A 20,903-nucleotide genomic window follows, 5' to 3' on the forward strand; every position below is an offset into this window, starting at 1 on the left:
TGCTCATGCGAGATAGGCGCTGTGCAGGATGGCGGGATTGTCGATCAATTGCCGCGGCTCACCGGAAAAGCAGATCCTGCCGCGTTCCATGACATAGACCGCATGGGCGATCTTGAGGGCGATGTGCGTGAACTGCTCGATCAGCAGCACGCCGACCCCTTGCGCGGCCAGGTCCTGCAATACCGGCACCAGGCGGGCAACGACAACGGGGGCGAGACCGAACGACAACTCGTCGGCGAGCAGATAGCGTGGCTTGGCAATGATCGCCTGCGCAAGCGCCACCATCTGCTGCTGTCCCCCGGACAGATTGCCTGACCTGGCCTGAAGGCGCTCACGCAATTCGGGAAAGGTGCCGAGCGCAACATCGATCGCCGATCTCATCTCGGCGCGCGACAGATGGCTGCCGGCGACCTTGAGATTATCCTCGACGCTCAGCTCGTTCAGGACTTGGTGTCCTTCAGGGACCGCGGCGAGCCCGCTCGCGCGAATGGCCGCCGGCCGCAAGCCCCTGATCGAGCGGCCGTCGAGGGTGATCTCGCCGGAGGTCGCCGGAAGCGCGCCGGCGATCGCCAACACAAGACTGCTCTTGCCGGCGCCGTTGGCGCCCAGCAACGCGGTGATCCGTCCGGGCGCGAGCGACAGATCGACGCCGTGCAGGACGGCCTTGCCGCTGCGGGCGAGATCGAGGCCCTGCACTACAAGGCCTGTGCTCACGTCGCGTCCTCCAACACACCGAGATAGGCCGCACGGACCTTCGGCTCGGCCAGCACGCTTGCCGTCGCCCCATAGGCGATCGCGGAGCCGAAATCGAGCACCAGCGTTGCCGTGCAGGTTGCCGAAATCAAATCGACGTCGTGATCGACCAGCAGCACCTGCGCCCCGCAATGGCCGTGAAGCTGCCTGATGACGTCGCGCAGATGCTCGCTCTCATGCTGGGCGAGGCCCGCGCCCGGTTCGTCCATCATGATCAGCCGCGGGCGGCCGACCATGGCGCGGGCGATCTCCAGCATCCGCCGCTGATAGGCGTTGAGGTCGCGACCGAGCACGTTGCCCTTGGCGGCAAGGCCGACGAACTCCAGCGCTTGCGCAATCAGTGCGGCGCGCGGCTGCCCATCGGTCGGCACATTGTCGAGAATGGCATGGATGTTGTCGGCCGCGGTCAGGTTCTCGACCACCTGCTCATTCTGGAACGTGCGGCGAATCCCAAACGCGGCCCGCTTGTGAATCGCAATGTCGCTCAAATCCTGGCCGTCGATGCCGACCCGTCCCGTGGTGGGGCGCACAAATCCGGACAAGACATTGATCAGCGTCGTCTTGCCGGCGCCGTTCGGTCCGACCAGGCCGGTGACCGGTTCGGGCAGACGTGCCGTCAGCTCGCTCAAGCCACGCACGCCGCCGAATTGCACCGTCAGATCGTCGATCTCGATCATGGACCGGCCTTTCGTTCGCCACTCAAGGCCCGGCGCAGGCGCCCGGTCAGGTCAGACAGTTGGCCGGCGATGCCGTGCGGCGCAGTGATCAAGGCGTGCAGCAGTCCAATGCCGAACACCATGGTCGCGATATTGCCGTCGACGCGGAAATCGTTGAGCAACGCCGGAAAGGCCCGCAGCATCAGCCCGGCGATGATCGGGCCGAACCAGGAATACGCGCCGCCGACGATCGTCAGTGCGAACAGCATGATCGATTGGCTCGCCGGAAACGCACTGCCGTCGAGCTGCCCGACGCCGCCGGCAAGCACCGCTCCCGCGACGCCGGCGAGGAAACCGGCCAGCGCGAAGGCCCACACCTTGTAGGCCACGATGTCGACGCCGCCGGCGAGCGCGCAGACCTCGCTGCGGCGGATCATGGCCCAGGCGCGGCCCGGCCGCCCGCGAACATGGGCCAGCACCAGCAGATAGCATACCGCTGTGACGACGATCGCGTAACGCAGATAGGCTTCATCGCTCTGCGCGATGAGCGGGCGCGCCATCATCAGCCGCGCGCCGGTGCTCTTGCCGAGGATGCCGGGTCCGCCGTCCGGAAAGCCGAACGCGCTGATCAACACCTGGATTGCGCCCGCCATCATCAGGGTGATGATCGCCAGATAAAGCCCGCGCATGCGCAGCGCCGGCAGCCCGACGATCAACCCGACCAGCGCCGCCGAGACACCCGCGCAGAGCAGCGCGATCTCGAACGGCACCCCGAGGCCATGGGAGATGCGCAGCGCGAACCAGCCGCCGACGCCAAGCAGGCCGAACTGCGCCAGCGACACCATGCCGACCTGCGCGAACAACACGCTGACGCTGAGGCTCGCGATCGTCAGCGCCGCAGCGGAGATAAACGTGCGCAGCCAATAATTGCTCAGCGCGTCCGGTATCACATAAAGGGCGATCAGCGCGGCCACGCCGAGGGCGATCCCGCGAAGCGGCAATCTGGCGGCACGAATGGGCGGGGCTCCCTCCAGGCTTTGATCGGTCACGTCAGCTCACCTGTACACGAAGACGACCTTGCGCTGCATCCACAGCAGCGCGCCGACCGCGAACAGAAACGGCACCGCGGTCCGGAACGGGCCGACGATCGGCACCGGCGTCAGCAGCGCCTCGCAGACGCCGATCGCAAGGCCCCCCGCAACGGTCGCCGGTAGCGACGCGAAACGCCCGACCACCGCTGCGGCGATCGCCGGAATGACGGCGAATGTCAGCGCCTGGCCGCTCAGCCGCTGCAGATCGGCGAGCAGCACGCCGCTGACGCCGGCCAGCGCGCCCGAGATCACCCAGGCCCAGCCATCGACGCGGAATACGCGAACGCCAAGCATCGCGCTGAGCTCGCGGCTGCTGGCCAGCGCCCGCATCTGAAGGCCGACGCGGCTATAGGACAGAAATGCCATCACCGCGCAGGTGACCAGCAAGCCGAGAGCGAAAGCGACCGCGCGCGTCATGGTGACGCGAACGCCCATCAGGTCGAAGCTCATCGTGTCGGTCGGCAGCCGAAGCCGGCGCGGCGCCTCGCCCCAGACATATCCCATGAACCCCAACAGAATGAGTGCGAAGCTGAGCGTCGCAACGGCGCGCATGATCGGATCCGAATAGGCGAGCCGGGGTGCGATCACACGGCCGTAGAGGAATGATACGGCGACCGCGGCGGCGATCCCGCCGATCCACGACCATTCGGCCGGACCGCCGCGCTCAACGATCGACCAGGAGATAAAGGCTGCCAGGGCGCCGACGGCGCCCTGGGCAAAATTGACCACGCCGGATGCCCGGTAGAGCACCACGATGCCGACACCGGAGAGTACGTAGGTGGCGGCCGTCGCGAGGCCCGCAACGAGAAAGGGCGTGAAATCGGGCATTGTCTATTTCGCGATGCCGATCGTCTTCTCGAAGGCGTGCACGTCGTCGAGCTCGGGATCTTCCGACTCGATGCAAACCGGCTTCGGCACCAGCTTGCCGTCCTTGACCTGCGACACCGGACCAGCGTGGTTGGCGTTGTGACGCGGTCCCGAGCCGATGTACCAGGGCGAGCAGAACATATCGCTCTCGAACCGGTTGACGTTGCGCAGCGCAGCCGTCACCGAGGCGCGGTCGATCTTGGCCGGATCCATCTTCAGCAGGGTTTCCGCCGTGACGCGTGCGGCGAGGTAACCGGCCTGCGAGAAAGTATCCCTCGGATCGGATGCCTGGCCATACTTGTCCAGCACCGCGAGCCAGTTCTGCGTATCCGGCGTCCCGGCAGTGGCAGCATTCAGCTCCATGTCGACCGTGACCTTGCCGTCCCAGTACTTGCCGATCGCGTGCGGGAAGTCCGGATTATAGAGCGACGCCGGACCCGCGAAATGCACCTTGTCGGCCAGCCCCTGCTCTTCCGCCGCAGCGAAGATCGGAACCGCCAGCCCCTTGGGTGTACCGACGCTGATCACGTCAGGCTTGAATGCCATCGCTTCGAGCACGATCGAGGTCGCATCGAGCGAGCCGGGATCGAACGCGATGATCTTGCCGTCGCCACCCTGCTTCTTGATCCAGGCGACCGCGCCGGTGCAGGACCACTCGCCGACATTGGGAATGTTCGGCGCGATGCACACCACGCGCTTGATCTTGCCGGGATAGGTCCGCGCGACATCCATCACGGCCTTGGTGTTGCTGACGCGCGGGCCGGCATTGGTCGGCGCATAGTTCTTCTGGAAGAAGCAATCGCGCGGCACGCCGACGCCGGCGATCACCATGATGTCTTCCTTCTCGTAGATCCCCTGATTGGCGCCGCAATCCACGAAGCTCATGTTGCCGACCAGCGCGACCGCCTTCTGGTCGCGGATCAGCTTCGCCGCGACCTGCGACGACTGCTCCGGGTTCCAGGCGTCGTCCTCGAGCAGATATTTGACCGGGCGGCCATTCACGCCGCCATTGGCGTTCAGACACTTGAAATAAGCGGCCGCGGCCAGCCCCGACGAGCTGAAATTGTCCGGCCCGGTGATGCTGACGATGCCGCCGACGACGATCGGCTCGCCGGTCGCCGCCTTGCCGGTGTTGGCACCGCACTTCGGATCAGCCGCGTAGGCAGCGCTGCCGATGCAGACCGCGAGCATTGCGATGACGGCAGCCAGAATCGTCTGTCTCGATTTCATGCGTTCCCCTCCATACCCCAGATGTCGCGTGGGTTTCGTTGTTCCGCCGCGCTTCCCCTTGCGCGTCGTGCAATGCAATAGCGGCGCGTTGTTCGGCCGAATTGATCTTGATACTAGGCAGGCGCGATCCGGCGCGTCTTGGACTCGGACGCAATCGGCCTAGGACACAAACGAGCAATGTGTGTGCCCGAAGCCCGCGTGCGCCAATGCCCCCCAGCCCCGGCGCACGCGGTCGCCCCCGTCACCTCATCGCGTCAGCGACGAGCCTTGTGTCAGTGAATTGCTCGAAGCGCACCACCCGCCCCTCGTCCACGTCCCAGACGTGCACGACGCGCGCGCGCATTGCCTTGCCGGTCGGCTTGTAGTGCCCGGAATAGGTCCCGATCCCGACGATCGTAGTGCCGCCGTCAATCAATCGTTCGAGCGTGAACGTGTAGCCGGTCCACTCCTCGGCAATGCGCTTGAACACGCCGGCGATGATGGCGTCCGCGCCGACATAGGTTCCCGCGTAGGGAAAACCCGCCATCTCGGTCCACCTGGTCTCGCCGGTGATCGGCGCCATCATGGCAACGAGATCACCGATATTCGATCCGGCATAATGCGCCTTGATCGCGTCGTAGTTCCGGCTCACGTCGCTGCTCCCTGATTACACCGGCTCCTTGCCGGGGTCGTAGCTGGTTCTGGACTTGATGGTGATGAAGGCGCCGGCCGGCTTGTTCTCGACCCGGCCCTCACTGGTCACGCCGAGGAATTTCCCGGTCGATCGCATCGCATTCCAGTCGTAGAAGAAGATCGACGCGACCGGGATGATGAACTCGCGGAATCCGAAGACGTATTGGTTGTGATCGAATTTGTAGGTCGTCGTCAGGTCGACGTCGCCATGGCCGCGCTGGACGCCGACCAGATTCTGCCAGGCATAGCGCTGCGAGCTGAGATAGACGTGCTCGTAGAGGTGCTGCGGGCTGTAGTCATAATGGGCCGTCATCCCGACCAGGTCCCGCGATGGCGCCGGTTCGAAACCCGTGGGCGGAATTGCGGGATCGCCGACGACACCGGAGGTGTAGATCTGCGCAACCCGCGGTTCGCCGGGAGCTTCGCCCGCGGCACGGACGCGCTCGCGGACCGACAGCACGCGGCGGGTCCTGGTATTGACGATGAACGCTTCGTCCTCGGTCGCACGCGCAGCAAAGGTGACGTTGATGAAGACCACGTCGGGCGCCACGTTGATTGCCTCGTACCAGTCGGCGCCGGTCGCATCGCCCTCGCGCCATTCGAGCCGATCGGCCGAGGCAAAGGCCAAGGCGATCGCGCGGCCATCCTTCAGCGTGATCTTCAGGCTCTGGCCAGCGAGCGCGTCCGTGGTCGGCAGCCGGTTGGTTGCAATGCCCGCGGCGAAGTCATCGAAATTCTTCCAGTCAGCGGGTCTGTCGTTGCCTTGCATCTTTTGTCTCCCGCTCACTCGACGAATGCCAATGTCGGCAAGTCGACCACACCCGCCCCGCCATCAACGGTCAGGATCGAACCATTCATCGCCGACGCTTCATCCGAGACGAGGAAGCAGATGACGTTGGCGACCTCCTCCGATGTTGCCGGGCGGCCGAGCGGTACATCCTTGGTCACCAGCCGGTAGGCTTCCTCGATCGAATGCAGCCCGTGCTTCTCGACGATGACTTGCATCTGCTCGTCGGCCATCGCGGTCGCGACCCAGCCGGGACATACGATATTGGTCCGCACGCCCTTGCGGCCGTAGTCGCGCGCCAGCGATTTGCCGAAGCCGATGCAGGCATGCTTCATCGTTACATAGCCGGCCGCATCGGGGCCCGCGAACAGGCCGGCGATCGAGGCAACAACCACGACGGCGCCTTTCTGCGCGATCAGATCGGGGAGGCTTTCGCGGGCGCAGACAAAGGCGGTGTCAAGGTTGAGCCGGGTCGCCAGCGACCATGTCTCATCGGTCATCGAGATTGTCGGACCGACGCCGTGGCCTCCGGCATTGGCGATCAGGATGTCCACCTTGCCGAACTTGCCGTGGATCTCCGTCAAGGCTGCCCGTACGGCGGCGCTGTCGGCAGCGTCCGCCTGCATCACGAAGCAACCGGTCTCGTCAGCCAACGCCTGCAGCGGCTCCCGCCGCCGCCCCATGACGGCAACATTGGCGCCCTCCGACGCAAGGCGCCGCGCAACGGCCGCCCCTATTCCGGTGCCACCACCCGTGACCAAGGCCGTTCGTCCGCTGAATCGCATATGTTCGCTTCGCCCCCGATGCCGCCCGCGTTTTCGTCGAGCCGGACGACAAACTGCTACCCGGCGACGTTTCGTTGCCATCAGATAGACCGACCGGACCAAACTCGTCTTGGACTCAAGCGCAGCCACGCTAGGACGCGGGCGCGTGCGCCTGTTCCGCACGCAACTCGGCCGCTTCTCACTTATTTTAAGTATAAAGTATCTCCGCTAACGAAAGGATCGCCAAGGCGCTCGTTGGAAACCCGCGAAGATCGCCGTTCGGCGCGCCAAGCTCCGCAAATTTCAGCTGCATCGGCGAGCGGGATCGCCGCGCCTTGAACGAGCCTTGAATTTACTTTTGGTACGAACTATCTTGTATGCGACATTGAGGTCGGCGCCTTCAACGGACCGGATGCCGCAGGAGATTTGATTTGGCAGTCGCGAAGGAGTCTCCACCTGTTTCGCCCAAGAGCGGGGTCGATCAGGAGGCCGAGTACCGGGCTCAGACACGGCTTTGGCTTCGGCTGCTTGCCTGCACGACCCTGATCGAGGGCGAGCTGCGGCGCCGGTTCCGCGAGGAATTCGATTTCACGATGCCGCGCTTCGACGTTCTGGCCCAGCTTGACCGCGAGCCGAGTGGACTGGTGCTGGGAGAGCTGCCGAAGCGCCTGATGGTCTCCGCCGGAAACCTCACACCCATCGTCGATCGTCTGGTCGAGGACGGCTACATCACCCGCACACCCTCTAACCTCGATCGGCGCGTGCAGATCGTTTGCATGACCGTCGAGGGCCGAAAGGCCTTCAGACGCATGGCCAAGAGCCATGGCTCATGGCTGGCGGAGTTACTTGCGGGATTCCCGGCTGACCGGCTCGATGGATTGACCAGCGAGCTCGACGAGCTCAAAGGCATCGTCAGGGACGCGATGCAGAAGCCATAGCTGACGTCGGCATCAGGGAGCTGCGCATCGCACTCCGATGCAACCTCGCCGCCCAATCAAGGCAGCAGCTTGTACTTCCCGTCCTCGATCTGAACCAGGATCCGCGCGCGCGCATCGACGCCGTGCCGATCCGCCGGCGTGTAGGTGTAGACGCCCTGCGTCCCGACCAGCTCCTTGGTGGTGAACAGCGCCTCGCGAAGCGCTACGCGGAATTCCGGCGAGCCCGGCTTGGCGCCGGTCGCCAGCGCGCGCTTGGCCGCATCGACGAACACCAGCCAGCCGTCGAACGAGTAGGATGAGAACGAGTCGGTCGGCGCCTCGCCATTCGCCTTCTCGAAGGCCGTGCGGAACGCCAAGGCAACCTTCTGGATCGGATTGCTGGCTGGAAGCTGCTCGGCCGCGGTCACCGGCCCGGTCGGGCAGATGATTCCGTTGGCCGTCTTGCCGGCCAGCCGCAGGAAATCGGCGCTGATGAGTCCGTGGTTGCCATAGAGCGGTCCCTTGTAGCCACGCTCCGACAAGGCGATCACCGGCAGCGCACCCGGCGTTCCCGTGCCGCCGAGCATGATCGCGTCGGGGTGCGCCGCCGACGCGCGCAGCACCTGGGCGGTCACCGATGAATCCGACCTAGCGTATCGTTCGTTGGCGATCACCTTGATGTCGGCCGCCTTGGCGCTTTGCGACAGCGAATCGTACATGAGGTCGCCGAAGGCATCGGAGAAGCCGATGAACGCGACGGTCTTCAACCCGCGCGTCTTCATGTGGTCGACGATGCCCTGAACCAGAAGCGGCGTCGGTTGCGGCGTCTGCACGACCCAGGGCCCGCCATCGCCCGGCGGCACCGGCGCGATCGGCGACACCGCGATCATTGGAATCTTCATTTCGATCGCGGCCGTCGCCATCGCCAGCGTCTGCGGCGCCCCCGAGGTGCCGATCAGAATGTCGACCTTCTCCTGCTCGACGAGCTTGCGCGCATTGCGCGCCGACGCCGTCGGATCGGAAGCGTCGTCGAGTTGGATGACGCGGAGCTTCTCACCGCCGACTTCGCCGATATAGGCCTCGCCGGCCGCCAATCCCTTTGCGTTCGGAATCCCGATCGACGACACCGGCCCGCTGAGGCCGGTGACAAATCCGACCAGGATCTCCGCCTGCCCGACCTGCGGAACGGCAACAAGCAGCGCGGCCGAAGCCAGCAGCGTCTTCATCGAGATCATGGCACCTGTCCTTGTTGATTTGCGTTTCTTCTGTCGGGCAAGCGCCATCCGCTCGTTTCAGTTCGCCGAAACCAACGCGATCACGCGCAGCGGGCTGCCGGAGCCGTTCTGGATCTTCAAGGGCGAAGCCACAATGACGGCGCCGGTGGCGGGAAGCTCATCGAGGTTGCAGAGACACTGAAGGCCATAGCGGCCGGCGCCATGCAGGAAGTGATGCGCCGGATAAGGCGGCTCGAAATGGCCGGCCTGCCCCGCGTCGGTGCCGATCGTCTCAGTGCCGAAGCCGATGATGCCGCGCTGCTCCACCAGCCATTTCATGACAGCCGCGTTCGGGCCCGGCGTGTGTGCGCCGTCGTCCCTGAGGTTGGCGTAGTCGCGCCAGCCCTTCTTCGACCAGTCGGTCCGCAGCAGAACCCAGTGCCGCTCGGGAATCCGCCCGTGCTTGGCCTCCCAGGCTTCGACCAGCGGAACGGTCAGCAGGAAATCCGGATCCTGCGCTGCGCCAGCCGAGCAGTCGATGACGCACGCCGGAGCGATCATGTCCTTGGCAGGCATGGTGTCGACGGAATTGTTCGGCAGATCCTTGCCGGTGAACCAGTGAATCGGCGCATCGAAATGCGTGCCGGTGTGCTCGCCGAAGGTCACGTTGTTCCAGTACCAGGCCGGACCGCGACCATCATAGCGCGAAATCTCCTGGATCCGGACCGGAGCTGCCTGGCCAAATTCCGGCGGCAGCACGATGACCGGAAAATCCGGACTGAGCGTGAAGGTCAGATCGACGACGCGCACCGCGCCGGACGAGACCGCACCTGCGAGCTCCAGGAGATTCTTGCTTTGCATCGTCACGTCCTCCCGCTTGGTTGAAATCCTGATCTTATTTGTCGAGCTCGCGCTCGACCGCTTTCGGATTGGCGGCAAGACGCTGCCTGATTTCCTCGGCGACGTCTCCGACATACATCTCCTCGAGCCCGCCCCTGAGCCCGGACATGATCGCCTGTGCAACAGCGCGCGGCGCGACCTTGGGCGGCGGCACGGTCTGGAACCACTCGTTGTCGACCGGCCCCGTGAACAGGTTCAGCACCTTGACGCCGCCGGGCCGCAGTTCCGCGCGCAGACAATGCGACAGCGACAGGCAGGCGGCCTGCGATGCCGAGTAGGCGCCAAATGCGGGCCAGTTCGCCAGCGCATGGACCGACAGGATATTGACCCAGGCGGCACTGCTGTTCACGCCGTCCGCACCTCGCATCCGCATCGCCGGACCGAAGGCCTGCGCGAGGTTGATGAAGCCGAGATAGGCTTGGTCGATCTCGTCCCGCGCGATGCTCGTGCCCCTGCGGTCGAGCAGGCCGCCGGGCCGCACATATTCCGTGGTGTTGACAAGGATATCGACCTTGCCGCCGATGTCCGCCGCAAGATCGGTCACAGATTTCTCGTCGGACGCGTCGAGCGTCACGAGTTCGATCCCCTGCTGTCCGCGCAGCAATTGCTCGCCGGCAAACGGCCGCCACGGTTCGGCAACGCCGACGAACACCGTCTTCGCACCGGCGGCCTTTAGCGCTGCAACGGCCTCCTGGCCGATCAGGCTACGGCCGTTGGTCACGAGCACACGCCGGAATTTCGGATCAGCCGTCATTTCCCGCCACTGCCTGTCGTCTGCCATGTTGGGAGTCTCCCCCTCGGGGCGGGCAAAGGCCACCGCCTGACCGCTCTTGTCGAGCTGAAACGACATCAGGACGGGCGCGCCCTCGACGCAGTCGGCATGCAGATGCGCCACCATCGTCGGACCGCAGTCCATCTTGACGAGACCAATGCGCCAGGGCGCCCGCTCGCGGAAATAGACGTCGCTCGGTACCCGCGCCGTCGTCTCGGCCAGCAGCGCGCCGCGGCGCGGCGCATCGACGAACGCGAGATCGACCGACAGGCAGGCGGGGCACGCCTCGCGTGCCGGATAGGCAAAGGCGCCACAGGCCTCGCAGCGCTGCAGCATGAAGCGTCCTTCGGCGGCGGCGCGCGTGAACCCGTGCGATGTCCTGCTGCGCGCCCGCGGCGGCGACGCCGGAAGTCGCGTCCGCAGCAGCGGGTTCTTGCGCCGGGGTGGCTCGATCGGATCGATCATCGCGCGGGCCCTGCAAAGATCACGGCGCCCGAGGCCAGGCCGCGGTCATAGTTGATCATACCGAAGCCCGAGGCCAAACCGAGCTTTGCATCCTTCACCTGTGTGGGACCGGCTTCTCCCAGAACCTGCCGTAGTCCTTCGACGAGCCCGAGATAGGCGCCGGCGGCGCCGGCCTGCCCTGCCGAGAGCTGGCCGCCCGAGGTGTTGTGCGGAAAGTCGCCATCGACCGTCAGATCGTGCTGACGAACGAAGGCCGCCCCCTCACCCTTGTTGCAGAAGCCGAGATCCTCGAACTGCATCATCGTGATGACCGGATAGTCATCGTAGGTCTGGACGATATCGAGATCATCAGGCTTCACACCGGCCATCGCGTAGAGTTCGCCGACATCCATTGCCCAGCCGCCGCGCACCTGCATCGGATCGTCGGCGAAGGCGTTGTGCCGCTCGATCGTCGACAGCAATCGCGCCGCCGGCAGGCCAAGCGAAGCCGCCGTCTCGTCCCGCATCACAAGGAAGGCCTCGGCACCGGCGCACGGCATGACGCAATCGAACAGGTGAATGGGGTCGGAAATGGGACGGGCCGCCAGATACTGCTCGATTGTCAGCGGCGTCTTCATCAGCGCATGCGGATTGCGTAGCGCGTTGGCACGCTGGGCGACCGCGATCCTGCCGACGTCCTCGCGCGTGACGCCATAGGTCCGCATGTAGTTGCGCGCGATCAGCGCGAAGCTCGCATTGGCGCCGCCTGCGCCATAAGGATAGACCGCGTCCTGGTTGAAGCGCGAGAAATTCTCGAGCGTCAGGCGGAAGGAATCGACGTGGTTGGTATCGCCGGCCACGCAAGCGACGATATCGGCATCGTGCGCCTGCACCGCGCGCGCCGCCTTGCGCAAGGCCGCGATGGCGCTGGCGCCGCCGAGCGGGATGGTGTCCAGCCATCTGACGCACAGCCCGAAATGCTGCGTCAGTCCGATCCCGCTGTCGGTCCCCATGGTGAAGCTGGAGACGCACAGACCGTCGATGTCGGAAGCCTTGATACCGGCCCGCGCGACCAGCGCGCTTAGCGCACGGCCGATCCACCATTGCGCGCTCTCGATCGAATAGCGCGCGTAAGGGATCGTGACGGGAGCCGCCATCACGATGCCTTCATACGGTGTGCGCAACGAATTCTTCACCAGCCGCCTGCCTTGCCTGCCCGTCTCAAGTCATTTCCAGCTTCACATCGATACTGCCACGAGTCGTATTCGAACAGGGGCACCTTCTCGGGTCTCGTCACGTCTGGCTCTCCAGAACTGGGCGGCTGTTCAGGCGCTAGCGCTTGTTGCGCGCGAGTATCGCCCGGAAATCGTCACGTGCCTGTGCACTGGCTCGCTTGAAGCTCGGCCCGCGGCTTGGCTCGGTGCCGTTGAGCTGCCTCAGTTGCACCCACATCTCGGCACTCTTCAACGCCACCGCAGCGCAGTTCACGACCGGCGCGTGCCCGACCTTCAGGCCATGCTCGCGCCCGATCAAGAGGCCCGGCAGCACACCGGCGGGGATCACGACGTCGGCGCCGCGCTCCACCAGCGGCAGGGCGCAGGCCATGAAATCCTCGATCATCCGCGCGTGCGCCGCCTGATCGCCCGCGAATGCGCTAGCGAAATCCTCCGGTTTGCAACCGAGGCCGGTCACGTGGACGACGCGATCACCGAGGCCGTAACGTTCGGCCTGCTCGTAGTGCCAGACCTCGAAGACCGGATCGAGCGTCACGAGCCCGAGGCGCCGGCCGAGTTGCGAGGCCGCAAGCAGCGTCGCCTCGCCGGTCCCGATCACCGGAATGTCGAGCGTCGCGCGGAGTTCGTAGAGACCGGGATCCTGGAAGTGGCCCATCACGAAGGCGTCGAAGCCGCTCTCCTCGGCCGCGATGCCGTTGTCGATCGCCTGAACCGCGCAGCGCAATTCTGCAAGCCGGCCGAACTCCCGATCCGGCGGCGAAATGCCCTCGACCTGAACCGTCGTGCCGGGCGCGGCGATCGTGTTGAGATACTCCGACAGCCGCGCCATATAGGGCGCGTTCACGCTCGCATCGACGAAACTCTGCCAGAAGATGCGTATCGCCCTTCTCCTCAAACGGTGACGGGAGCATCGGCCGTCGGCCTGCCGACGGAGATATTTCAACCATAAACTAATTGACCCGTCAAATGCGCGCGATGGAGCCCACGAAGGGGCCCTCGCCATCAGGACGAGAAGACCCATTTTTGGGGACGAAGAGATGATAGAATTGGCGTACTCTGACAGAATTGTATGCAGCAACATTTTTTCTGACAGCCCCGTGACATGTGTTGACGACGCCACGGAGAATACTTTAGGCTTTAAGTAATCGACCATCGGCCACTGCCGGTGGCCATGACGATGATGTTGCAGGGCACCGATTTTGAGAAGCTCAATCGCGTGGACTAGCGTCGGGCCGGAATGGCCGGCAGCAGCATCGCCGGTCGCGCATCGCGGCTGCGGCATTCGCCTTCCTTCGTTTCGACAGATGCACGCCGGTTGCCGCAGGCTCGCCTGCTCTTCGAGCGGCACACCTCGCCATGGCCGCTGACGCCCCGGCCAAGCGAACTTCCCTCTCGCCGCGCCCGGCGTCTGGCGCTGCAGCAACGCCTTCAACCGGTTCGTGCACAGCGCGGGCTCCTGCCCGGCTGCCCGACATTCGTACCCAGCATCAACGGAGGACAACGCAAATGCGGCAGAAGACCCTGGGCTTACTCGCACTTGTCGCCGGCGTCTTCGCGGCACCGGCTGCGCAAGCCGACATCACGATCGGCTTCGTCACCTCGCTGAGCGGCAACGGCGCGTCGATCGGCATCCCCTATGGGCGCGGCATCAATGCCGCCTATGAATACAAGAAGACGATCAACGGCGAGACCATCCGCCTGATCCAGCTCGACGACGGTTCCGATCCGTCGGCTGCGACGCGCAACGCACGCAAGCTCGTCGAGGAAGAGAAGGTCGATCTGCTGATCGGCACCGCGACGACCCCCTCGACCATCGCGATGGCCGCCGTCGCCAGCGAATTGAAGGTGCCGATGATCTCGATCTCACCGGTCGGCAAGCTTCCGGACTCGCCGGAGCAATGGGTCGTCGCAGTGCCGCAGCCGGCTTCGCTCCTCGTCAAGATCGTCGCCGACCGGATGATGCGCGACGGCATGAAGAACATCGGCTATATCGGCTTCTCCGATGCGTGGGGCGACCTCGTCTACAACGGCGCCAAGGCCGCCGAACCCACTGACGACATCAAGGTGCAGACCAACGAGCGCTATGCCCGCACCGATACCTCGGTGACCGCGCAGATCCTCAAGGTCATGGCCGCGCGTCCCGATGCGGTGCTGATCGGCGGCTCCGGTACGCAAGGTGCGTTGCCGCTCATCACACTGTCCGAACGCGGCTTCAAGGGCAATACCTACGGCACCGTGGCGCTGGTCAATCCGGACTTCGTTACGGTCGGTGGCAAGGCCGCCGAGGGCATTCAGGTCTCCGCCGGCCCGGTGATCGTGGCCGAACAGCTTCCGGACGACCACTTTGCCAAGAAGATCGCGCTCGATTTCCGCGCGGTCTATCAGAAGACCCACAACATTCCGACCACCGACGGATTCTCCGCTTACTCGTTCGATGCCTGGCTGATCTTTGCCAACGCCGCCGAGCGGGCGCTCAAGACCGCGAAGCCGGGCACGACGGAATTCCGCACCGCGCTGCGGGACGCCATCCTCAGCACCAAGGAACTGCCCGGCGTGCATGCCGTCTACAACTTCAAGCCCGGTGCGGTGACCGGCGTCGACGAGCGCTCGCTGGTGGTGGTCCGCCTGACCGGCGGTGTCTGGAAGTACGCGCCGTAAGCAGGAAGTTGGCCGGCGATCAGAACGGGGGAACGGCGTCTCAATGACGAGCGATATCGCGGCCATCCTTGGGATCGACGGGATCGCCACCGGCGCGGTCTACGCGCTGGTGGCGATCGGAACCGTGCTCATCTTCACGGTGACGCGGGTCATCTTCATTCCGTTTGGCGACATCGCCGCCTTTACCGCGCTGACGCTTGCGGCGCTCGATGCCAAGCGCTTTCCCGGAACCGGCGCGCTGGTCGTGGTGCTGGCGTGCCTTGCGACGCTGTTCGAGATCATCTCGCTCATTCGCAATGGCGACACTCGCCTGCTGCCACGTGCGCTTCTGTTCTATCTCGCCCTTCCACTCACAGTGGTCGGCATCGCCTGGCTCGCCCTGCGCATGGACCCGCCGCTCGCGGTCCGCCTCGTGCTCGCGCTGATGCTGATCACTCCGATCGCGCCTCTGCTTGACCGGATCGTCTTCCGCCCGATCGCCGATGGCACAGTGCTGCTGCTGCTGACGGTTTCCGTGGCGCTGCATTTCGCACTGGTCGGCCTTGGCCTGCTGTTCTTCGGCCCCGAAGGCGTCCGGACTGAACCACTGACGTCGTTCTCAACAGAGTTCGCCGGCGTCCTGATCTCGGGCCAGACCATGCTGATCGTGATCGCCGCGCTGGTCTTCAGCGGACTTCTCTATCTCTTCTTCGACTTCACACTGGTCGGCAAATCGCTCCGCGCCACCGCGGTGAACCGGACCGGCTCGCGGCTGATGGGGATCCGGCCGGCGCGGGCCGGCACCATCGCCTACCTCCTGGGCTCGCTGATGGCCGGCGTATCCGGCATCCTGATCGCACCGGTGAATACCGTGTTCTACGATTCCGGCTTTCTGATCGGGCTCAAGGCATTCGTCGGCGCCATCGTCGGCGGCATGACCAGCTATCCCGGTGCCGCGATCGGCGCGGTCGGGGTCGGCATCCTCGAAAGCTTCGCATCCTTCCAGAGCAGTGCCTTGAAGGACGTGATCGTGTTCTCGCTGCTGATCCCTGTCCTGATCTGGCGATCCCTCGCCTCGCTGCATTCCGAGGAGGAGATCGAGGAATGACGCGCCTGCATGTTCAGCTCGCAGCAGTAACAGCACTGGCGTGCCTCGCGCTCGCGCCCCTCGTGCTGAGCCCGTTCAGCGTGACGCTGATGAACTATATCGGCATCTATTCGCTGGTCGCCATCGGCCTTGCGCTTCTCACCGGCGTCGGCGGCATCGTGTCGTTCGGACAGGCCGCGTTCGTCGGCATCGCCGCCTATGCGACGGCGTGGGTCTCTGCCCTGAACGGGCAATCGCCCTGGCTCGGCCTGCTGTTCGGGGTGGCGCTGACCTGCGGCGTCGCAGCCATCCTCGGCGTCGTCACCTTGCGGCTGCAGGGCCATTTCCTTTCGCTCTCGACCGTCGCATGGGGCCTTGCGATCGGCTTCCTGTTCGGCAATGTCGAGGGGCTCGGCCGCTTCAACGGCATCTCGTCGATCCCGCCGATCAGCGTTGGCTCGTTTGCGCTCATCTCCAGCGCGCAGATCTATTATCTGATCTGGGGCATCGTCGCCCTGGTGCTCCTGCTCGGCTACAATCTACTGGACTCGCGGCTCGGCCGCGCCATGCGCGCGCTGCGCGGCGGCAATACGCTGGTCGAGAGCCTCGGCATCAACGCCTTCCGGATCAAGCTCGTGACCTTCGTGATCGCGGCGTTCCTGGCCTCGCTCTCCGGATGGCTTTACGCGCATATGAGCCGCTTCATCAGCCCGGGTCCGTTCGATGCCAGCATGGGCATCGAATATCTGATGATGACGATGGTCGGCGGCGCGGGCAGCCTGCTCGGCGGTGTCGTCGGCGCAGCCATCGTGACCCTGCTCAAGAACAGCGTGCAGGATTATCTGCCGCTGATCGCCAAGGGCGCATCCGGGCAGCTCGAGATCGTCGCCTTCTCCGCGCTGTTCATCCTGTTCCTGCAATGGGCACGGCAGGGCATCGTCCCCTCCATTGCCCGCTATCTGCCGAAGACCAGGCGCGAGCGGCCGCAGCCGGCGCCGCCACTGCCGCGCCGTCCGCAGCCGGCACCGGGCGAGCTTCTCCTGAAGGTCGACGGTGCCGAGCGCCGGTTCGGCGGCCTCATCGCGGTCAACAATGTCAGCTTCGAGGTGAGGTCCGGCGAGATACTTGCCGTGATCGGCCCGAACGGCGCCGGCAAGAGCACGATGTTCAACTGCCTGACCGGCGCGCTGCGGGTCAACAAGGGCGAGATCGTCTTTGCGGGCCGCCTGATCACGCGCGATCCGCAATCCCGCATCGCCAAGGCCGGCGTCGCCCGGACCTTCCAGCATGTGAAGCTGCGGCCGCGCATGAGCCTGCTTGAGAACGTCATGCTCGGCACCTACAGCCGAACCCGCACCGGTCTGTTCGCCGGCGCCTTTCGCCTCAATCAGCGCGAGGAAGCCAGCGCCCGGCACGAGGCGCTGATGCAGCTCGAGCGCGTCGGGCTCGGCGACAAGCCGTTCGAGCTCGCCGGCAATCTTCCGCTTGGCAACCAGCGCATCCTCGAGATCGCCCGCGCGCTCGCCGCGGATCCCGCCCTGCTGGTGCTCGACGAGCCGGCGGCGGGCCTGCGCCGCCAGGAGAAGCTGAGACTGGCGGAGCTGCTCCGCGCGCTGCGGGCAGATCACCTGACCATCCTGATCGTCGAGCACGATATGGAGTTCGTGATGTCGCTGGTCGACCGCATCGTGGTGCTCGATTTCGGCTCCAAGCTTTGCGAGGGCGTGCCGAGCGCGATCCGCAGCGATGAGCGGGTGCAAGAGGCCTATCTCGGGGGCGTCGCGTGAGCGAGATGTTCTCCATGACCGACGTGACCGTGTGCTACGACAACGTCGAGGCCGTGCGCAACGTCTCGCTGTCGGTCGATGAGGGCCAGATCGTCACCGTCATCGGCCCGAACGGCGCCGGCAAGACCACGCTGCTGATGGCCGCCATCGGCCTGCTCGGATCACGTGGCCGCATGGCGTTCCGCGGCAGCGATATCCGTAAGATGTCGGTCGAGGATCGCGTCGAGCGCAGGCTCTGCCTCGTTCCGGAGAAGCGCGAGCTGTTCTCCGACATGTCGGTCGCCGACAACCTTCTGCTCGGCTCCTACAGCCTGCGCGACCGCTCCGGTGTCCGAAAGACGCTGGATGAGGTCTATGATCGTTTCCCCCGGCTGAGGGAGCGACAACGCCAGGCCGCAGGCACGCTGTCCGGCGGCGAGCGCCAGATGCTCGCGCTGGGGCGTGCGCTGATGGCCAAGCCCGCGCTGCTGATGCTCGATGAGCCCAGCCTCGGTCTTGCGCCGCTGATCGTGCGCGAGATCTTTCGCACCATCGCGTCCTTGCGCGACCTCGGCGTGTCGATCCTGCTGGTCGAGCAGAACGCCCGTGCCGCGCTCGAGACCGCCGATTATGGCTACGTGCTGGAGACCGGCGAGATCGTGCAGTCCGGCCCTGCCAAGGATCTGATCCACGATCCCCGGCTGATCACGGCCTATCTCGGCGGGCACTGAGACCGGTTTGGATCGGTCCCGGCGAGCCGCACAACAAAAACATCGAAAACAACCCCATGCACAGTAGCCGGCAACAGCCATATCAATGGCTTGCCGGGCCGGTGCGATGTCTGCTGATTTTCCAAAAGTCGCTTGCGCCGTCGGGCAAATCACTGGCACGATATCATCATCGCAGCGGCATGGTCGCCAGGCCTTGTACCTATTAGCGCGGCGGCGTCATGTGGCTGATGACTGCGTCGGCTGTGCTCCTATAGCGACCATAGTTCGTGCGGCAGCGCAGTATGTCGCGATAGGCCAAATGCGGAAACGGGCCCGCTGAGCGTGGCCCCGAGCGGAAGGACCCGCACTGCGACAGCAGAAGCTTGCGAGTGATCCGATCGACGCGTGTCCAGCTCAGTCGTCGCGACCCGGCAGCATAAAACCATAACGACTGTCAAGTTGAGAGAATTAGAAATAGCCGTTGCCCTACTTGGGGTTGCGCGGGCATACGGTCATGTGTTTCGACGTATTGTGGTGGGTTGGAAAAATGAAATCGAAGCTCGTGGCGATCATCGCTATGTCTTTGGTGATCTCATGTGGCAGCAATGCCAGTCCAATCGTAGATCAGTCCTACAGCGGCCTGTTCAATGGTGAGTTTGTAGTGAGTAGCTCTGCGCAAACTTTTACCGTTGGTGTTGGTGGTCGACTAACCGGCGTCGCCGTTGATATTAACAGCTATCAGAACGGCGCTCAGGGGACGCTGACGGTCCAGCTGCTTAACACTGTTTCTGGTTTGCCAGGCTCTACTGTACTTGCGACCAGTTCAATCAACGCAAGTTCCGTTACTTACCAACCTCTCATCTATAATTCCAATAGCCGCGCCTTTGATCCCAACTCACTCAAAGCATACGCATTCGACTTCCGTCCCATCCATGTGACGGCCGGCGAGGTACTCGCCATCCGCTTGATTGCCGGACCAGGAACGAATTTTGGCATAGACGGGACGTTTGGAGTCCGCCCGAATCCTTATTCGGGTGGCCAGCTCTACTCTCCGCCGGTCACTTGTCCCGGCAATCCCTGCTATTCAGACTTGTTCTTTCAAACGTTCGTTTCTACGGAGTCCGTCCCCGATTCCACGCAATTCGCTCTGGATACGTTGGGACTGAACCGCAATCAGGGGAGCGTCGCGACTGCGCTAAATGCTTCTTTCAACAATGGTGGAGCGCAGTCGCCTGGATTCGGTACGCTGTTTGGTCTCACCGGCGGCAATCTAGCCTCCGCGCTGTCGCAGGTGTCGGGCGAGCCCGCGACCGGCTCGCAGCAATCAACCTTCAATGCCATGAACCAATTCATTGGCGTGATGACCGATCCGTTCATTGCCGAGCGCGGCGATGACGTGTCGGATGGCGGTGGCCCGGTGGGCTATGCCGACGAGCAGAGCCTAGCTTATGCGGCCAAGCGCAATCCGAGCGATGCCGCGATCTACCGCAAGGCGCCCGTTGCCGATCCGTTTGCGCAGCGCTGGAACGTGTGGGCCGCGGGTTATGGCGGTTCGCAAACCACCAGCGGCAATGCGGTGCTGGGTTCCAACAACACCAGTAGCAACCTCTATGGCACAGCCGTCGGCGCCGACTATCGGATATCGCCGAACACGCTGGCCGGCTTCGCACTCGCCGGTGGGGGCACCAATTTCAGCGTCGCAAACGGGCTCGGTTCGGGCCGCTCTGACCTGTTCCAGGCCGGCGCGTTCGTCCGTCACACCATGGGTGCAGCCTATCTCTCTGGCGCGCTGGCCTATGGCTGGCAGGATATCACGACCAACCGCACGGTGACCATTGCGGGTCTCGACCAGTTGCAAGCGAAGTTCAATGCCAACGTGTGGTCCGGCAGGGTCGAGGGCGGATATCGCCTCGTGTCGCTGGGCATCGGCCTGACGCCATACGCTGCCGGCCAATTCACCACTCTCGACCTACCTGCCTATGCGGAGCGGGTGATCGTGGGCGCCAACACATTTGCACTCGCTTATGCCGCCAAGACAGTGACGGCGACGCGCAGCGAACTCGGCCTGCGCACGGATAAATCGCTCGCGATGGAAGACGGCGTGCTCACCTTGCGCGGTCGCGCCGCCTGGGCGCATGACTACAACCCCGACCGAAGCGTCGACGCCACCTTCCAGACGTTGCCGGGCGCGTCGTTTGTCGTTAACGGCGCGCGGCAGGCGAGAGACGCTGCGCTCGTGACCGCTTCCGTCGGGAAGAAGTGGCTGAACGGTTGGTCAGCCGCGGGCAGCTTCGAGGGTGAGTTCTCCAACGTGACCACCAGCTGCGCCGGCAAGGGCGTGGTCCGGTATTCGTGGTGAGTTGCCAACTTCCGGATTTGGTACCTTTCGGCCGAGGCGCGA

The 20,903-nt window shown here is 64.5% G+C and carries 18 protein-coding genes and 1 pseudogene; 6 read left to right on the forward strand and 13 right to left on the reverse strand.

Annotated features, from left to right (window positions below; genetic code table 11):
* Nucleotides 1-3 precede the first annotated feature (3 nt).
* From BraRD5C2_RS26970 to BraRD5C2_RS27005, 8 genes are all read right to left on the reverse strand, one after another.
* Nucleotides 4-714: an ABC transporter ATP-binding protein gene (locus BraRD5C2_RS26970; RefSeq protein WP_223973734.1), complete on the reverse strand. Its 711-nt coding sequence runs from the start codon at nucleotides 712-714 to the stop codon at nucleotides 4-6.
* Complete coding sequence (locus BraRD5C2_RS26975) at nucleotides 711-1,430, reverse strand: ABC transporter ATP-binding protein (protein WP_223973736.1); 720 nt, start codon at nucleotides 1,428-1,430, stop codon at nucleotides 711-713. The genes BraRD5C2_RS26970 and BraRD5C2_RS26975 overlap by 4 nt, the downstream gene beginning before the upstream one ends.
* Nucleotides 1,427-2,458, reverse strand: coding sequence for a branched-chain amino acid ABC transporter permease (locus BraRD5C2_RS26980; RefSeq protein WP_223973738.1), 1,032 nt, complete (start codon nucleotides 2,456-2,458; stop codon nucleotides 1,427-1,429). Before BraRD5C2_RS26980 ends, BraRD5C2_RS26975 begins: the two co-directional genes overlap by 4 nt.
* A 6-nt stretch (nucleotides 2,459-2,464) precedes the next feature.
* Nucleotides 2,465-3,328 (reverse strand): branched-chain amino acid ABC transporter permease, encoded by an 864-nt coding sequence (locus tag BraRD5C2_RS26985; protein ID WP_097672575.1) that lies wholly within the window; start codon nucleotides 3,326-3,328, stop codon nucleotides 2,465-2,467.
* Between the two features lie 3 nt (nucleotides 3,329-3,331).
* Nucleotides 3,332-4,597 carry an ABC transporter substrate-binding protein gene (locus BraRD5C2_RS26990; RefSeq protein WP_212315255.1) on the reverse strand — a complete coding sequence of 422 codons (1,266 nt, stop codon included), beginning with the start codon at nucleotides 4,595-4,597 and terminating at the stop codon, nucleotides 3,332-3,334.
* A gap of 241 nt (nucleotides 4,598-4,838) precedes the next feature.
* On the reverse strand, nucleotides 4,839-5,228 hold the full coding sequence (locus BraRD5C2_RS26995; RefSeq protein ID WP_223973740.1) for a nuclear transport factor 2 family protein: 390 nt from the start codon (nucleotides 5,226-5,228) through the stop codon (nucleotides 4,839-4,841).
* 15 nt (nucleotides 5,229-5,243) lie between these two features.
* Nucleotides 5,244-6,038: a MoaF C-terminal domain-containing protein gene (locus tag BraRD5C2_RS27000; RefSeq protein ID WP_223973742.1), complete on the reverse strand. Its 795-nt coding sequence runs from the start codon at nucleotides 6,036-6,038 to the stop codon at nucleotides 5,244-5,246.
* Between the two features lie 14 nt (nucleotides 6,039-6,052).
* Complete coding sequence (locus tag BraRD5C2_RS27005) at nucleotides 6,053-6,841, reverse strand: SDR family NAD(P)-dependent oxidoreductase (protein WP_223973744.1); 789 nt, start codon at nucleotides 6,839-6,841, stop codon at nucleotides 6,053-6,055.
* 410 nt (nucleotides 6,842-7,251) lie between these two features.
* Here BraRD5C2_RS27005 and BraRD5C2_RS27010 point away from each other — a divergent pair, with 410 nt between their 5' ends.
* Entirely contained in the window at nucleotides 7,252-7,758 is a 507-nt protein-coding gene (locus BraRD5C2_RS27010) for a MarR family winged helix-turn-helix transcriptional regulator (protein WP_223973746.1), read from the forward strand.
* 56 nt (nucleotides 7,759-7,814) lie between these two features.
* Here BraRD5C2_RS27010 and BraRD5C2_RS27015 read toward each other — a convergent pair whose 3' ends face one another.
* From BraRD5C2_RS27015 to BraRD5C2_RS27035, 5 genes are all read right to left on the reverse strand, one after another.
* Nucleotides 7,815-8,972 (reverse strand): ABC transporter substrate-binding protein, encoded by a 1,158-nt coding sequence (locus BraRD5C2_RS27015; protein ID WP_223973748.1) that lies wholly within the window; start codon nucleotides 8,970-8,972, stop codon nucleotides 7,815-7,817.
* Nucleotides 8,973-9,029: 57 nt separating this feature from the next.
* Complete coding sequence (locus tag BraRD5C2_RS27020) at nucleotides 9,030-9,812, reverse strand: cyclase family protein (RefSeq protein ID WP_223973757.1); 783 nt, start codon at nucleotides 9,810-9,812, stop codon at nucleotides 9,030-9,032.
* 34 nt (nucleotides 9,813-9,846) lie between these two features.
* Nucleotides 9,847-11,088 carry an SDR family NAD(P)-dependent oxidoreductase gene (locus tag BraRD5C2_RS27025; RefSeq protein ID WP_223973766.1) on the reverse strand — a complete coding sequence of 414 codons (1,242 nt, stop codon included), beginning with the start codon at nucleotides 11,086-11,088 and terminating at the stop codon, nucleotides 9,847-9,849.
* Nucleotides 11,085-12,263, reverse strand: coding sequence for a thiolase family protein (locus tag BraRD5C2_RS27030; RefSeq protein WP_097672583.1), 1,179 nt, complete (start codon nucleotides 12,261-12,263; stop codon nucleotides 11,085-11,087). Before BraRD5C2_RS27030 ends, BraRD5C2_RS27025 begins: the two co-directional genes overlap by 4 nt.
* A 136-nt stretch (nucleotides 12,264-12,399) precedes the next feature.
* Complete coding sequence (locus BraRD5C2_RS27035) at nucleotides 12,400-13,146, reverse strand: aspartate/glutamate racemase family protein (RefSeq protein ID WP_223973768.1); 747 nt, start codon at nucleotides 13,144-13,146, stop codon at nucleotides 12,400-12,402.
* A 662-nt stretch (nucleotides 13,147-13,808) separates the two neighbouring features.
* Here BraRD5C2_RS27035 and BraRD5C2_RS27040 point away from each other — a divergent pair.
* The 5 genes and pseudogenes from BraRD5C2_RS27040 to BraRD5C2_RS27060 form a co-directional block, all read left to right on the forward strand.
* A complete protein-coding gene (locus BraRD5C2_RS27040; protein ID WP_223973770.1) occupies nucleotides 13,809-14,960 on the forward strand; it encodes an ABC transporter substrate-binding protein in 1,152 nt (383 codons plus the stop codon).
* Between the two features lie 43 nt (nucleotides 14,961-15,003).
* Nucleotides 15,004-16,047 carry a branched-chain amino acid ABC transporter permease gene (locus BraRD5C2_RS27045; RefSeq protein WP_223973772.1) on the forward strand — a complete coding sequence of 348 codons (1,044 nt, stop codon included), beginning with the start codon at nucleotides 15,004-15,006 and terminating at the stop codon, nucleotides 16,045-16,047.
* Nucleotides 16,044-17,813: a branched-chain amino acid ABC transporter ATP-binding protein/permease gene (locus BraRD5C2_RS27050; RefSeq protein ID WP_223973774.1), complete on the forward strand. Its 1,770-nt coding sequence runs from the start codon at nucleotides 16,044-16,046 to the stop codon at nucleotides 17,811-17,813. Before BraRD5C2_RS27045 ends, BraRD5C2_RS27050 begins: the two co-directional genes overlap by 4 nt.
* The gene (locus BraRD5C2_RS27055; RefSeq protein ID WP_223973783.1) at nucleotides 17,810-18,523 is read left to right on the forward strand and encodes an ABC transporter ATP-binding protein; all 714 of its coding nucleotides are present in this window, start codon (nucleotides 17,810-17,812) and stop codon (nucleotides 18,521-18,523) included. Before BraRD5C2_RS27050 ends, BraRD5C2_RS27055 begins: the two co-directional genes overlap by 4 nt.
* A gap of 1,138 nt (nucleotides 18,524-19,661) precedes the next feature.
* Nucleotides 19,662-20,861 (forward strand): annotated as a pseudogene (locus BraRD5C2_RS27060) (autotransporter outer membrane beta-barrel domain-containing protein); the annotation flags it as partial.
* Nucleotides 20,862-20,903 lie beyond the last annotated feature (42 nt).

Source organism: Bradyrhizobium sp. RD5-C2, assembly GCF_019972155.1.
Classification (GTDB): Bacteria; Pseudomonadota; Alphaproteobacteria; order Rhizobiales; family Xanthobacteraceae; genus Bradyrhizobium.